12 protein-coding genes are annotated in these 15,892 nt (G+C 33.9%); 1 reads left to right on the top strand and 11 read right to left on the bottom strand.

All coding sequences use genetic code 11. From position 1 onward, the window contains the following. Nucleotides 1–355: 355 nt before the first annotated feature. The 3 genes from Q0845_RS25070 to Q0845_RS25060 all read right to left on the bottom strand — a co-directional run bounded on the left by Q0845_RS25070 (nt 356) and on the right by Q0845_RS25060 (nt 2,708). On the bottom strand, nt 356–1,111 hold the full coding sequence (locus tag Q0845_RS25070) for an SDR family oxidoreductase (RefSeq protein WP_298519891.1): 756 nt from the start codon (nt 1,109–1,111) through the stop codon (nt 356–358). A gap of 682 nt (nt 1,112–1,793) precedes the next feature. Then, nucleotides 1,794–2,054, bottom strand: a complete 261-nt coding sequence (locus tag Q0845_RS25065; RefSeq protein ID WP_298519888.1) for a hypothetical protein — start codon at nt 2,052–2,054, stop codon at nt 1,794–1,796. Between the two features lie 105 nt (nt 2,055–2,159). Continuing rightward, nucleotides 2,160–2,708 (bottom strand): NUDIX domain-containing protein, encoded by a 549-nt coding sequence (locus tag Q0845_RS25060; RefSeq protein ID WP_298519885.1) that lies wholly within the window; start codon nt 2,706–2,708, stop codon nt 2,160–2,162. 295 nt (nt 2,709–3,003) lie between these two features. Between Q0845_RS25060 and Q0845_RS25055 the strand changes: the two genes are divergently transcribed. Then, nucleotides 3,004–6,558, top strand: a complete 3,555-nt coding sequence (locus tag Q0845_RS25055) for a T9SS type A sorting domain-containing protein (protein ID WP_298519882.1) — start codon at nt 3,004–3,006, stop codon at nt 6,556–6,558. A gap of 109 nt (nt 6,559–6,667) precedes the next feature. Here Q0845_RS25055 and Q0845_RS25050 read toward each other — a convergent pair whose 3' ends face one another. The 8 genes from Q0845_RS25050 to Q0845_RS25015 all read right to left on the bottom strand — a co-directional run bounded on the left by Q0845_RS25050 (nt 6,668) and on the right by Q0845_RS25015 (nt 15,887). Further along, nucleotides 6,668–6,829 carry a hypothetical protein gene (locus tag Q0845_RS25050; protein WP_298519879.1) on the bottom strand — a complete coding sequence of 54 codons (162 nt, stop codon included), beginning with the start codon at nt 6,827–6,829 and terminating at the stop codon, nt 6,668–6,670. A gap of 2 nt (nt 6,830–6,831) precedes the next feature. Then, complete coding sequence (locus tag Q0845_RS25045; RefSeq protein ID WP_298519876.1) at nt 6,832–7,677, bottom strand: GIY-YIG nuclease family protein; 846 nt, start codon at nt 7,675–7,677, stop codon at nt 6,832–6,834. After that, entirely contained in the window at nt 7,674–8,810 is a 1,137-nt protein-coding gene (locus tag Q0845_RS25040; protein ID WP_298519873.1) for a phospholipase D family protein, read from the bottom strand. Before Q0845_RS25040 ends, Q0845_RS25045 begins: the two co-directional genes overlap by 4 nt. Before the next feature lie 62 nt (nt 8,811–8,872). Continuing rightward, complete coding sequence (locus Q0845_RS25035; protein WP_298519870.1) at nt 8,873–9,808, bottom strand: RNA-binding domain-containing protein; 936 nt, start codon at nt 9,806–9,808, stop codon at nt 8,873–8,875. Next, nucleotides 9,801–12,536, bottom strand: coding sequence for an N-6 DNA methylase (locus Q0845_RS25030; RefSeq protein WP_298519867.1), 2,736 nt, complete (start codon nt 12,534–12,536; stop codon nt 9,801–9,803). The genes Q0845_RS25035 and Q0845_RS25030 overlap by 8 nt, the downstream gene beginning before the upstream one ends. A 17-nt stretch (nt 12,537–12,553) precedes the next feature. Beyond that, complete coding sequence (locus tag Q0845_RS25025) at nt 12,554–13,801, bottom strand: restriction endonuclease subunit S (RefSeq protein WP_298519864.1); 1,248 nt, start codon at nt 13,799–13,801, stop codon at nt 12,554–12,556. Further along, nucleotides 13,801–15,258 (bottom strand): N-6 DNA methylase, encoded by a 1,458-nt coding sequence (locus Q0845_RS25020; protein ID WP_298519861.1) that lies wholly within the window; start codon nt 15,256–15,258, stop codon nt 13,801–13,803. The genes Q0845_RS25025 and Q0845_RS25020 overlap by 1 nt, the downstream gene beginning before the upstream one ends. A 5-nt stretch (nt 15,259–15,263) precedes the next feature. After that, on the bottom strand, nt 15,264–15,887 hold the full coding sequence (locus Q0845_RS25015) for a hypothetical protein (RefSeq protein ID WP_298519859.1): 624 nt from the start codon (nt 15,885–15,887) through the stop codon (nt 15,264–15,266). Nucleotides 15,888–15,892 lie beyond the last annotated feature (5 nt).

Genomic DNA, 15,892 nt, shown 5'->3' with positions numbered 1-15,892 from the left:
ATGATACACATTGTTTTTGCTCTAATTAAAAATCAAAATTTTTATCAAAATCGTTTGATTTTGTCATAGAAATCGAACTGACGCATAGTAAACTACTATAGCCTAAATTCTTTGTTTTTAAATTGACGAACTCAGAAACCTCATTGCGAGAAGTTTACGACGTGTAAATCTGTTTATCACAGTACAAATTTGCTCTTTGAAGTAGCAGATTACCACGTCACTCGCGTTCCTCGCAATGACGTTTCAAAGCTGTTCTCGATACTATTTTCTTCGAAAATCACTCGAACTGACGTTTAGAACAAGTTTAGGTATGTAACAGTTCATTCAACATTCAAAATCTATAATTCAACATTCCCTAAACAAGCATTCCTCCAGAGGCTTCAATTCGTTGTCCGTTGATCCAGCCTGCTTTGTCTGAACATAAGAAAGCGATGATACCGCCAATATCTTCGGCTTCTCCTACTCTTCCTAATGCTGTGAGGCTTGAAATGATCTTCGTTTTTTCTTCTTCTTTGTTTGATCCGCCTGCGAAATCTGTAGCAATAGCTCCTGGTGCTACGACATTTGCGGTTATTTTTCGTGCGCCTAGTTCTTTTGCTAAATAACGTGTAAAGACTTCTATTCCGCCTTTCATCATAGCGTATGCTGACATTCCTGGAAAACTAAATCGCGTTAAACCACTTGAGATATTGATAATGCGTCCGCTATTGTTTAGGTATGGTAATGCGGCTTGTGTAAAAAAGTATATACTTTTTAGGTGTACATTCATCATTTCGTCAAATTGTGTTTCTGTGGTATCAGCCACCATGTTGAATGTTCCTGTTCCGGCATTGTTGATGAGAAAATCAAAGTTTGGCGAATTGTTTTCTTTCTGAAGATAGTCCGTAGCTTGTTTTACAAATGCCTGACCACTTTTATAATCATTCGCATCAAATGGAAAGGCGATTGCTTTCTGTCCTAAGGCTTCTATTGCTGCAATGACTTCGTTTGCTTTTTCGGTATTGCTATGATATGAAAAGATAATATTGATTCCGTTTTGTGCTAAATTGATTGCCATGTCTTTTCCTAATCCACGGCTTCCTCCTGTGATGATTGCTGTTTTTGTATGCATGTTAGTATTGTTTTGTTTGTTTATTTTTAATTACAATACAAAGTTGCGGCAATTGAAGAAGTTATTCTTTTCCAAATCTATGGTTTTGTTGTCTGAATCTATTGTTGTTAGCATATAGAATCGCTAGCGCTTTTAGAACGCACTTACGTGCTTTTAGATGTTAGACCGCTTCGCTGTTAGACTTTGTTGGGTGTTGGTTGCTCGTAATATGATACGGTATTTTTGTTTCAAAGACTAAACTCGTAAACTTATAAACTCTTAAACTTCTTTTTTGTTGATTTGTTAATCTGTTTCTGTTTTAAATTGTATTTCGTTTGAAATAGCACTAATTCCTAATTCCCAAAACCTATTGCCTTTATATGACATAGTTTTTTGTCACGAATTCACGAATGTTTTTGTGTGTACTCTTGTGTAATTTACTCGAATTTGGTTGCTGGTAATATGATACGGTATTCTTTGCTTCAAAGACTAAACTAGTAAACTTATAAACTCTTAAACTTCTTATTTGTTTATTTGTCTTTTTGTTGATTTGTTAATCTGTTTCTGTTTTAAATTGTATTTCGTTTGAAACATCACTAATTCCTAATTCCCAAAACCTATTGCCTTATATCTTCTTGGTTTTTGTCACGAATTCACGAATGTTTTTATGTGTACTCTTGTGTAATTTACTCGAATTTGGGATTTATTGCTGATTGCTGGTACTATGATACGTCATTGCGAGGAACATAAGTGACGTGGCAATCTGTTTCTTCAAAGAGCAAATTTGTACTACAATAAACAGACTACCACGTCGTAACTCCTCGTAGTGACGTTTCCAATGTTGATTTGTTTTTTTGTTTATGCTAAGTTTGTTGAAGTATTGATCTGTTTCTGTTTTAAATTGTATTTCGTTTGAAATAGCACTAATTCCTAATTCCCAAAACCTATTGCCTTTATATGACATAGTTTTTTGTCACGAATTCACGAATGTTTTTATATGTACTCTTCGTTATTAATTAACTCTAATATACTCTGAAACTTCTCAATACTCAATACTAATAACTCATTACTAAAAAAACAATTCATTCAGTTTTTCGAATACCTCAACTGCATAGGCTTTGTTAAATGGAACGTATTTTTTGGCCAGTTGAGTGTCGGCTAGCTCTGCTTCTACTTGTGCTAAAGGAAGTAAGGTAACATCGGCAACTTCTTCTTCTTGGAGTGTCGTTTGCAAAGGTTTGTCTGGAATTTCGCAAGCAAATATGGTAATGAATTCACGATCGCGGTAGTCTTCCGCATGTTGGTAATCGATTCGGAAACGTCCTATTTGTTGTAGTTGTTCGGTTTGTACTTTGATTCCTAGTTCTTCTTGTGCTTCTCGTACTGCGGTATCCAAAGCCGTTTCTCCTGCACTAATATGTCCCGCCACAGAAACATCCCAACAATTTGGAAAATTGGGTTTGATGGCAGCTCGCAATTGCAAGACCACTTTTCCTGTTTTAGTATATAACCACAGATGTGTTGACGCATGAAAATGTCCGTGGCGATGTACTTCTCGTTTGGGAAGGATTTCACCTGTAGGTTTTCCGTGTTCGTCTAGGATGTCGATTTGTTCCATGGTGTTGGGTATTGGTTTTTGGGTATTAGCCTTTAGCCTTTAGCCTTTAGCCTTTAGCCTTTAGCCTTTAGCCTTTAGCCTTTAGCCTTTAGCAAAAGTACTTTTTCATTTTAAATGAATCACATAAAAAATACAAGTTTATCAGTCTTTTTAAAAATTAATTATTTAATTTTAAACTCCTCCCTCAAAAACTATTTTTTTACTAAAGTACTCATAGAAGTGACTTCGTACTAAAATGATACTATACGTGTCAAAATAAGAGAAGTCACAACATCTTAAAATTAAAAAAACAGCTATGAAATATAAATTACTGTTCCTTTCCCTCTTATTCATGTGCAATTATGGATATACACAGATTGAATTTCAGGAAAACATTATTTTTGAATCCATATCGTATTCTATTGAAGAAGTGTATGCTGTTGATATTGATGGTGACGGAGATATGGATATCCTATCCGGAGCTGATATAGGTGCTAGAATAGTTTGGCATAGAAATATAGATGGACAAGGTAACTATAGCACTCCAATAAATATCTCTGGTGATGCATTTGGAAATCCAAAGCTTCATGCAAATGATTTGGATGGAGATGGTGATATGGATGTACTAGCCGGGTTTCAAAATGGCAGAATCGTTTGGTATGAAAATACCGATGGACAAGGCACATTTGGACCTGAACAAATCATAGATGCGTTGGTATTTAATGGCGGTAAAGTTTATACAAGTGATATAGATGGCGATGGCGATATAGATATCGCTACTGCAGTTTCTGATACTAACAGAATAGCTTGGTACGAAAATGATGGACAAGGTACTTTTGGTGATGTGCAAGTGATTTCATCCGCTGCTTGGGGAATAGCTTCGGCACATCTTGCTGACCTAGATGGTGACGGAGATGTAGATATTCTTGTAACATCTACGGGTGATAATAGAGTGTCTTGGCATGAAAATACCGACGGACAAGGTACTTTTGGTCCACAGCAAACCATCTCAACAACGGCAACTAATCCCTTATCGACTTATGCCAGTGATATAGATGGAGATGGTGATTTGGATGTGATTTCTGCTTCTAACAACAATAATAATTTGGCTTGGTATGAGAATACAGATGGACAAGGTACTTTTGGAAGCATCCAAGTTATAGGGACAGCGTTTGGAACAAGTTGGGTATTTTCAACCGACCTAGATGGAGATGGTGATATGGATGTACTTTCGGCTACACCTGGTAGTGATAGAGTGATTTCTTGGCATGAAAATACAGACGGGCAAGGTACTTTTGGAAATCGACAAGTATTAATAGGATTTTCCACAGGGACGTATTCGTTTTCTCCTGCTGATATAGATGGTGATGGCGATTTGGATATACTTACGGCAACTTCTGGTTCTGGTGTAGACATTATAAATTCGCATGAAAATATAGATGGACAAGGTACTTTTGGAAATCGAAAAAGTATAGCTCCATTAATAAATTTCCCAAGTTGCGTGTATGCAAATGATTTGGATGGCGATGGTGATATGGATATCGTCACGGCTTCTGAATTTGATGACAAAGTGGCTTGGTACGAAAACACCGATGGGCAAGGTACTTTTGGTACGCAACAAATTATTACTACAAATGCAGATAGAGTACGATCGGTGTATGCAAGTGATCTTGATGGTGATGGTGATTTGGATATACTTTCTGCATCCAACAATGATAATAAAATAGCTTGGTACGAAAACACCGATGGACAAGGCACCTTTGGTCCTCAACAAACCATAACTACTAATGCAACTGCTGCAACGTCTGTGTATGTGACAGATATAGATGGTGATGGTGATATGGATGTACTTTCCGCTTCTTCATCAGATGATAAAATAGCTTGGTATGAAAATACAGACGGACAAGGTACTTTTGGCCCACAACAAATTATTACCACAAATGCAAATTTTGCATCAGCTGTTTATGCTATAGACATAGATGGTGATGGCGATATGGATGTACTTTCTGCTTCTTCATCAGATGGCAAAATAGCCTGGTATGAAAATACAGATGGACAAGGTACTTTTAGTTCCGAACAAATTATCATTACGAATTCTAATAACATAAACTCAATCCATGCCGCTGATATGGATGGCGATGGAGATATGGATGTAGTTTCAGGAGCGTTTAATAATAGTATTGACGTAGCTTGGTATGAAAATACCGATGGACAAGGTACTTTTGGAAGTCAACAGGTAATCTCAACAGCAATAAATAGCGTAGGATCTGTTTACGCTACAGATTTAGATAATGATGGTGATGTAGATGTTTTGGTTGGCACTTTATTCGATGATTCCGTAATTTGGTTTGAAAATATAGATGGACAAGGTACTTTTGGTACACAACAAGATATTAGTACCAATACAAATCATGTACGATCGATATATGCTGCTGATATTGATGGTGATGGCGATATGGATGTAGTTTCAGCATCACAAGATGATGATAAAATAGCTTGGCATAGAAATGTAGGCGTTATTGCCAATGAAATCAACGGAACTATTGCCATGGATGTAAATTTCAATGGTTGCGATGCAAATGATCTTCCGATGGGGAATATATTGGTTGAAACCACAGACGGAACTACGAGTTTATCTACTTTTTCAAATATCAATGGTATATATCAATTGTTTCCAGATGCAGGTAGTTATACTACTTCTATAGTATCGCCAATACCTAATTATTATACGGTAACTCCTGAATCAGTTACAACAAACTTTACAGGAATAGGATTCACAGATACTGTAGATTTTTGTATAGAACCTACAGGAATGCATAACGATTTGAATGTTACGATATATCCATCTATTGATGATCCACGACCGGGCTTTAATACAAGCTATCAAATTGTGTATAATAATGTTGGCACGACCCAATTAAGTGGAAATATTACTTTTGAATTTGACGGTTCTAAAATGCAATTTTTAAATGCGAGTGAAACTGTGGCTTCACAAACTGCCAGTACCTTAACTTTTAATTTTACAAACTTAAACCCGTTTGAAACGAGAACCATTGATTTAGAATTTAATGTCTTTCCGCCTCCTACGACCAACATAGACGAAATACTCTTATCTACGGCAACCATATCACCAATATCTGGAGACGAAACTCCGGGCGATAATATATTCAGCTTGCGACAAACCGTTATAGGTTCGTACGATCCTAATGATATTCGTGTACTTGAAGGTGATGAAGTTTTAATTGAAGACATTGACAAATACCTCCATTATATTATCCGCTTTCAAAACACAGGAACTGCAAGTGCTATAAACATTAGAGTTGAACATATACTAGATGACAAATTGGACTGGGATACCATGCAATTGCAAAGCCTAAGCCATTCCGGACGTGTAGAAATTACTAATGGTAACAATATAGAGTTCATTTTTGATGGTATACATTTACCAGATAGTACTACAGACGAACCGAATTCGCATGGCTATATTACCTTTAAGATAAAACCAAAAAGCGATGTAGTCTTAGGAGACATTATCAATGGAACGGCTGCTATTTATTTTGACTTTAATCCGCCAATTATTACCAATACTGCTATGACAGAAATTGTAGATCGTTTATCTATTGATGTGTTTGAAGCCAATAAAGTATCCATTTATCCTAATCCTGCAAGTAGTACGTTAACGATCAGCTCCCAAAAGAACATCAATACAATTTTGGTATATGATTTGAATGGTAGGTTGCTTGTACAAAAACTGCTCAATCCCTACAAACCAACCTATGAATTGGATGTAAAGGATTTGTCTAGTGGATTTTACTTTTTGGAAATTAAAACCGATACGGCAACTGAAACAATGAAATTTATTAAGAAGTAGTTTAGCACTTCGGCAAGCTCAGTGTGGCAGTTATTGGTCGCGTTGCTTTTCGTTTATTCGTTTATTCGTTTATTCGTTTATTTGAAAATACTTTTTCTATCAAAAATCGTTAATCATCAATCTTTTTTGATTCATTGGCTTTTTGTACAATCGCTTTAAGTCGTGCTTTCGTAGCTTCTTTGTCAGCGCGCTCTTTGTTGAGTTTGCGTTGCATCAGCTTGGTATGCTTGGCTTTGTTTTTGGTATTTTTTTGTTTTCCTTTTTTGGGCATTGTTAACTCTGTCTTTTCAATTCATCTAAAGTTTTACCATCTTTATCTTTCCACTCTTTCCAACCATTGGCTCTTCTTCCTAATACAGTGCCAGCCGCCGCACTAAATGATTTGAATAATACCTTTTTAGTAAATTTTAGAACATTATCGTTTTTAACTAAATCCCCTTTATCTACTAATTTTTGGCGCATCCCCGTTATCCAATTTCCAGCGGTTTTAGTTTCTTTTAAATTTGCTATTGACTCTGCTAATACCCAAATCCCTTCATCAGTTATAATTGCCGTTGCATTAGCATCTTTTCCTTTACAATAGAAATATTCTTTCTTTACGGTTTCTTTTTCTTCATTCTTAAACAATTGAAAACCTAAAGCTCCTACCAATATCTTAATAGTTTCAAAGTTATCTTCCAGATCATACATTCTGGTTTCTGGTATCGATGGCTTCTTTGAACCTGTTTCATTATCTGTTACATAACGTCCTGCTTCCTTAGCCACTTTTAAACATATATGTTCTAAAAACTTTGCCTCTGTCTTTGTATATACATCTCCTTTGGTAGCTATGATAATGCCTTCTGTCCAAAAATCTTTGTTTCGGTGATGACTTTTGATACGATCCCAGCAATCTTCTCCTTCTCCAATATATACCATATCGGCACCGTTTTCATCTTGTCCAAATAAAAAGTAAACGCCTGTATGTTTGGCTATTTCTCTTTTAGATGCACTTTCCAAAGCTGTTCTTGGAAAGTAAAGTGCTTTTAATAGTCTGTTTGTTAACTCAGCTTCTTTTACTCCTGTAGGCGAACCTGTTGGTAAAAATATTTGTATGGTTTGTGGTCGGTTTTGTATCATTCGGTTATTTTACTTCCTTGATAAAATGAGTTTATTATTTGCTGATCTACAGTTCCTGTCTTTTCTATTGCTTTTTTAAAAGTTAATTCCAGCCACTGAGCCCCAGTACTACTAAGCATTACATCTCCCTTTTGCATTAGTGAACTTTTTGGGTTTATATTACCTGATCCTTTTTTAAAATTTTGTTCTGTGCTTTCAAAACTCAAGTATTTTAATTCTCTTACTAAATCATTTAGTTTTGGACATTCCTCAAAAGTAGAATTTATAAACATTGGTTCTTTTACTCTAACTAATATAGACCAATCCTTTAACCATGGAATATGTTTTATATCTTCAGTATTTGCCACATCTCTTTTATCATTATGAGCATATGTTATAGCCCTTCCATAAATAGCGTAATCATCTGGATCTTTAGTCATTCTTGCCATAAATACAATATCTCCTTCTCTATATCTTCTTGGACGAGCATCTCTTTTATTTTTAGAAAATGATAAGGCAAAATGACTACAACCTCCATAGAGTTCGTTTAAAACTTTTCTCTCTAATCCTAAACGGTTATCAGCTTTACCAAAAAATTTAATAAAATATCTTCTTCCTCCAAGAATTGAATCTGAATAAGAAGCACCTACATCAGGGAGCTTTTCAATTTCTTTTTGTGTGGTTCTCGAAAGCTTGATAATTTTTCTCCATTCAATTATGCATTCCATATTTAATAAAGAAGCATCAATACCCCACAGTTCTTTGAAGTAAAATAAAGATTCTTCAACTGATTCAGATTCTGTTACTAAAACTCCAAACTCTTTATTTCTAAAAAAACCACCATTAGTAAAGTTTGCAGATGTAACAAAAGCACTTTTTTTATCAAATAGATAGAGTTTACTATGTAAATCTTTTACACTTTTTATCTCAGCTCCAGCATTCAATAATTTTTCAAGGGCAGATAAACTAGAAACTCCACTTTTAAAATCATTCAAATTATAACGCGTAATTACTTTTATTAAAGAACCTTTAAAGTTATTTAACAAATGATCAACCATTATATTTGTTATAAAAGGAGAAATGATTCGGACTTCTTTAGTTCCACTTAGCTCATTAAGAAAATAAGTTAACCTGTTATCTTTAATTATACGCATAAAATGAATCTTTAAAAACTAAAATACAATACATCATAAAGTTACTTTTACGGGAATCCTCATCATGACCAATGTGCTTTTATATAAACTTCCATTTCATCATCTTTTAATTCTATAGCACTGGATAATCTACGAATATAAAAAGCTTTACGCTTAGGCTTATTTTCTTCTTTTTTTGTTATGAATATTGGTGCTGTATATTTTTCTTTAATTCTGATTTCACAGATACTTTTCCCTTCAATTTTTACTATGGCAACACTTAATATTCGATGCACTGCGTCTCCAAAATGTGTGCGTATTAAATTATCTAATTGTAACTGAAACAAGTCCTGTTTATCACCTTCTTTTAATAATGAATAATCATAGGCTTCCAAGCCAAGGATTTCTCTATCATCTGCTACTCCTATAAGTATGGTACCTCCTTCAGAGTTTAAGAATGCTGCTATATTTTTAAAAGTCTCAAAAATAAGCCAATCGGCTTTTTCATTTCCTTTGATATCAAATCGAAGCGTTGATTTGAATTCTATTCTTTTTCCTTCTCCTTTTTTAATAACATCTAAAACTCTAAGTTGCGCTTTACCATACTGTCTAATTGGAAAATTTGTTTTATGTTCTTCAATTTTTGTGAACATACGCTCAATATCTTCTACTGATTTAGAGTAGATATCCTCATTAGAAGTACTGAAAATATCTTTTACTTTGGCTAAAGCCGTTTCATCACCTGTTAAAACAACTCTTGGTATGTGCGCATAATTTGTGCTTAGATGAATTAAAGCGCTTCCTATAAAGTTTTCGTGTTCAATAGGTTGATCATTGCTCATTAAACATTTTACGTCTAAAACTACTGTGCAAATATGTTCGTGAAATTTTTCTAATTTTTCTACTAGTTCATCATAACTTTTGCCCCAAGCAAGTTGATACCCTTTACGTTGTGCTGTTATTTTAAAAGTTTCTTTGAATGTTTCTTTATCATCTATTAAAAGTAATACGTTACTCATCTTTATGTTGATTTAATGGTAGTTCTATCCGCATAAAAACACCTGATTTATAGTCTTCCCCTATAAATAATTCGCCTTTGTGCGCTTTTATAATTTTATCAATGTAATACCCGCCAATTCCGCTTCCATTACTTTTACGTGACTTTGAAAGTATCGTCACAAAATCTTTTTGAGATATATTGAAAGGCAACCCATTATTTCTGTAACGAATGATAGCCAATCCTCTATCTTTTTTTACAGTAAAAGAAACAGTATGCTCTTTATCAGTTTCATAACAAAAACTATGTTTTACGGCATTGTTTAGTAACCCTTTTAGTAATTCTCTCATGTGAGACTCAGATACTTCTATATCAAAATCTTCTCCCTTTAACTTCATTTTATAGTTTTCACTGCCACTTAATAAGTTATCAAATAAGGATCGTATCGAGACAATGGTAAAATCTTCCGCTGTTAATTCTAGTGTGACTGCCTTTTGTACATTTTCAAGAATTGTATTTAAAAAGTCCGCTTCTCGCTGGGCTAGTACTAAAGTTTCTTCTAAAGTTTTATTTTCTGGCGCTTCTAAGCCTTCAATAATTGGTGTATTTAAGTTTACATCACTATATTCAGTATAATTTTCTAGTGAATTGTTTTTAGTGATATGATTTATTTTCGTTATCAGCGTGCGTACATTGGTTAAACTATGTTTTAATTGATGCGTGAGTGTCGCAATAATGTTTGTTTCACTTTCTTGTATTTTCCTCTTATACCCAATTTTTTCAAAACGCTCCGCAACACGACGCTCTTCAGAAGCAATGATCTCACTTTTTTGAGTCTTGATGAATTCTTCCTGAAACTCCAGACTAACCATCGGAATTACGACTTCACCTAAACGTGTTTGCGAAATGAACGGAATTACAGAACGTGTGCGATTGTTTTCTATCTGGTTTATTACAAAGTCTCTGTATAATTGATAATACAAATATTCTATTGTAACAATGTTACTTGATAACTCTAAAATGATGACGTTGGAATGTGGTAATATATATGGGATTTGTGTCGTAGGTTTGAATATGGTAGGTTTTAAATAGTCTCCAACTTTTCCAACTAAGATACAGACTGTATCAACGATTTTTCTTCTTACTTCAAAGTTATCATATGAGACAAATTCTTTTATGTTTTCTTTGGATAAAAATATATCTAAAATATCACGTTCTAAGTTTTCTATCTTAACCAAAGGAACATTTGCATACGGCGTTACATCATCATTTTTTATATTTTGCCCCGAACGCATCGTTACTATATCATGTAAGTATACACCTTCACCATTATCAAGCATTTTTTTAATCTCATAAAAATTACTTGTATATGTAGATGGTTCAAGTGAAGTTGTTTTTAATACATCGTCCGTACCAATTATTTTTACATTCTCTGTTTCTAATGTTGTTGTTGTTTGGTATTCTTTGGCAAAGGAAAGCACATTAAACGGTAAAGAATTTATTTCTAAAAACTTTATTTTTTTGATCAGTGCAGATGGTTTCGCCTTATTTATAATAATGATAGATGCTTTTCCATTTGTAAAAGGTTTCAAAGCTTCATTTGGAATACTAATAACACCTTCTATATAATCATCTTGAATAAGTTGAGTTCTGATTTTCTTTTCAACGCCACCTTTGAATAAAAAACTATCCGATACTGTAAATATGGCGCGCCCTTTATCTTTGAGCTTTGAAATGATAAATAATATTAACGCTGAAAAACTTTTAGTTTTTGGAAACTTTATATTCCAATGGCGTTCTAATGTAAATAACTCATCGGAGTTTACTACTCCTAAAATAGGTAAATCTGCAATGATGTAATCAAAAGTGTTTCCATCTTCTAGTGTATCAAAACAATTTGTTACTTGAATATTTGGTTGGGTAATACCTGTAACCAATTGTGACATGTATGCAAACAAAGCTGTTTTATAATGCAATTCCGTTGCATATAAGTTTTCATTTCCTATTTCTCGGTATATTTCGTTTAAAAATGTACCACGTCCACAAACAGGATCATATACTTTGCCATTGTTCGCTTGTAAGATCTCTGTCATAAGTGTCACTACATTTTTTGGCGTTCCTATAAGTAACTTATCTCTTTTTACATCATGAGTATATAAGTTTTCAAATATGAGACTAAATGTATTCGTATCTATAGAAGTCGTATCAATAGAATGTAATATGTTAATGATTTGCTTTAATTGATCATTTGAAAAACGATGCAAGTGATTGGTTAATTCTTGAAATATTTCGAAAGACAAATATTTATCATTGGCACTTAGAATATGAAGCCAATATTTTGCATCTCCAAAATCCATCAAAACGCCTAAAGGGTTATTTAAAAATTCATCTCTTTTTGAATCTATTCCATATGAATCTTCAGATGCAATTTTATCTAAATCAAATCCGCGTTTGTAAAATAGTAATGCATTAACTATGAAACGTGTTTCTGCTACCGAATGTACCCCGCGTAATACATTTGTTAAGTGCCACGTAGCAGAAAATATATCTTGTAGTTTTTTATTATCCCTTAAAAACACCAAGCCATTGTGTGATGAGTATATACTTTCCTTTTTATCTAGGAAGATAACAAACTCTGGAAGTGACATCTTAAATAGTTTATCAACCAATAAATCATTATATAACTCTTCGGTAGTGTAAATATCTTTTAATAAAAACGCATTTTTTAATAATTCAAAAATAAGGTTCATGCTACTAAGATAAGATTTTACTTCTTTTTTGTTTTTTTCTTTTGAGCTAATTTTTCCTGTAGTGCTTCTATTTCTTTTAATAAGTCTCTCGCATCACCATCCGTTGGTAATTGTGGTACCAATTCGCCTTTAAAGGCTTTGGCTAAAATGGCTTGTTCTAATTTGGGTATTTTGGAATTTATAAGATATTCTAACCTTTTTAAGCCTTTATTAAAAGATTTTAAAAATAACTCTGCTTTTTCATAAACTTCAGCATTTCCCACAGGCATTCTGACTTGTGATAAACTTTTAAAATACAATCGTGCGCGAACGCTACCTTTGGTATTAGCTCCAATTTCTAAAATTCCTTGCTCTGATTTTAAAAATCCTAACAATAACTCAGGTGAAAGATGTGATTTCACTCTAAAAACTACATAATCTGGACTTGTTATCGCGATTTCTTCTCCTTTATATATTGCTATTGAGCCAATATTGACTCTCATCGTGTTATAGATAAAATCTCCAGGACGCACTATTTTATATTTTTCAAAAGTTTTCTTTTGTCCTACACTTAAGTCTATAATTCCTTTTTTAGCAGAAACTCCTATCTTTCTATATTTAGCCCAATCATCACCTATGCGTTCCGTACTGTCTTCCAAATATTTCCCTATTGTTTGTCTATTATAAAATTTCTTTGTCTCTGAATTAATTAAACAACTGGTTATAAAAGTATTCTTTATCGTAGTTAAATTGTTATATCTTTTCTTAATAGTATCTAGCTCTCCAAACAACTTGTCTAACTTTTGTACAATACGTTGCTGTTCTGGTAATGGAGGAAAAGAAATAATTGTTTCATCTACAATTTTTTTATTGATATGTGGTTGAGCTGTACCTAAAGCTTGTTTTAAAATAATGCTTCTTAAACTTATTAGTTGATAAAACAAAAACTTACTATTATAATTTTTATTAGGAAAAATTCCCGTCACAGATTGATTAGTTGATGTTTCAATTTCTAATAATCCTACTTTACCTGTAGTAGCTCCAGTTAAAGCAATAACGACTGTACTTATTGGGAATAATTTTGCAGAACTTTTTTTTAACCCTAATTCTGTAATAAACTTTGACGGGCTATGTATTTCAGTATCTTTCAATTTTCCTGAGTTTATCCAAGGAATTTTCCCATTCCAATATTCACTTACTGTAGTTCTTGGTGTCCCTCCTGAAGAAGTTCTAGCTATTTTAAATATTGGAATACTTATCCAATTCTTAGGCAATCTTTCTTCCATTACCCTAATGCTTTTATAATCTTATTCAATTCTTTGGTAATGGCTTTTATTTCGGCTAACGCTTCCTTTGCAATATCAATAGGTTCGCCTATGTCTTCTGCTTTGGTAATACTTTCATCAGCAATCAAACCAATGTCCAAAGAATCATTTTTTGCCCTTATATCAGCTCTGGAGATACATTGCCAACGTTCATCTTGTATCGTAGCCCGTTTTTTATGGTCAATGCTTCCATCGTATGCTGTTAAAGTTTCTTCTGTAATCCCTCCTGTATAGGCTTTAATAAAACCATGAAAGGCTTTGCGCGTAAAAGGCGTACGTTTTCCAAAGCTTGGCATATTGGTGCGCATGTCATAAAACCAGACTTGCTTTGTGTTTTTAGTTTCTGTTTTACCTCTTGTAAAAAAGAGGACATTCGTTTTTACACCCGCAGCGTAAAAGATTCCTGTAGGCAAACGGAGTATAGTATGCAAGTCGCATTTGTTCATTAAATCTTTACGAATTTTTTGTCCATCGCCATCTTCAAACAATACATTATCTGGCAATACTACCGCTGCTCTAGCCCTTCCATCTGTTTTAAGACTACGATATATATGTTGTAAAAAATTCAATTGTTTGTTACTACTTAGATAAGTAAGATCGTCTCTGTTGGGTTTTTCTCCTCCTTTTTTGGTTCCAAACGGCGGGTTTGCGAGTACGCCGTCATAGCCTTTGAGTTGTTTTCCGAAATCTGACAAGGTGTCACCATAATATATAGTACTTTCGAGTCCGTGCAAACGTGCGTTCATTAATGCCAATCGGTGTGCATCTTGCACTAACTCTACACCACTAAAAGCTTCTTGCAGTTGAAATTCCCTATCTTTTTTGCTGAGTGCATAATACTCGTTGTGTTTACTTCTGAGGTAATCATTACAAGCAATCATAAAACCAAAAGTTCCACAGGCTGGATCATTCCAACGTTCTCCTAATTTTGGAGCCATGAGTTCTATGGCAACATTAATTAGCGGTCGTGGTGTAAAATATTGTCCTGCACCACTTTTCTTTTCTCCTGCATTTTTTTCAAGCAAACTTTCGTAAATATCGCCCATTACATCGCGGTCTTGCTCTTCGTACCAATCTAAATCATCAATAGATTGAACAAGCGTATTGAAATTGACGGGTTTTCGTAAACTTGTAGCAGCATTGGTATATATTTCTTGAATAGCATTGCTTGTAGACGTACTGCTTATGTTTACCAAAAAGTTTTTGTATCGTTCAAAAGCAGCTAAATTATTGGTATCTTCTACAAAGCTTCGCCAACGGTATTCTTCAGGAATGTGCTTTTCAAAGTCTTTAACTTCTGATAGTTTTAGAAATAATATGTACGTAAGTTCGTTTAAGTATTGATGATAAGTTACTCCATCATCTCGTAATACATTACATAGGTTCCAAAGTTTGTTCGCAATTTCCTGTGCGCTCATATAGGTTATTTTTCTAGGGTGTGAATTAAGTCAATAGCCGTTAAAAATAAGACGATTTTTTTATTCTTTGGTATTTCTACTGACAATTCGTGCGCTTCTTTGTTTCTGTACTCTTTCAAATGATTGGCAAAACCATATTCATGTTTATTTATCCAGTTGAGATTGAAGGCTTTCTCTAACATTTTAAACAACGTTGGCTTCTTTTTTATTTCGCCTTCTTTTATTAGTTTTTCTGCTAATAAGTTTTCAATTACCTTCGTAAGCTTTCCAATAGCAGTAGATTCTTGATTGTTTTCTAAAAGTACCACTACCGCATCTAACTCTTTTGCGACAGGCGGACTTAGGGTTGCAAAGTTTTTTTGAAGATTCTTTAATTGTTCTTTTACTTCTTCTGTAATGCCCTTTTCTCTTTTAATATTTTCTGAGATCAGTTTTAAATTATTTTTACCTAATTCTTTGTTTTGCTGTTGCAGTTTCTTATTTTTTGCTACAGCTACTTTTCTCTTTCCTCTTTCAGATACAGCTAATGCTGTTCCTCCTGCGGCAATCATTCCTAATAAAAAGGTGAAAAATCCACCTCCTCCACCTTCGCTAGATTGTTGTTCAATCTTTTTTTTGTTATTACTCATAAATT

The organism is uncultured Kordia sp., assembly GCF_947489565.1.
GTDB lineage: Bacteria > Bacteroidota > Bacteroidia > Flavobacteriales > Flavobacteriaceae > Kordia.
Note: the sequence above shows the minus strand (reverse complement) of the source record. Positions and strands in the feature narration are given on the sequence as shown.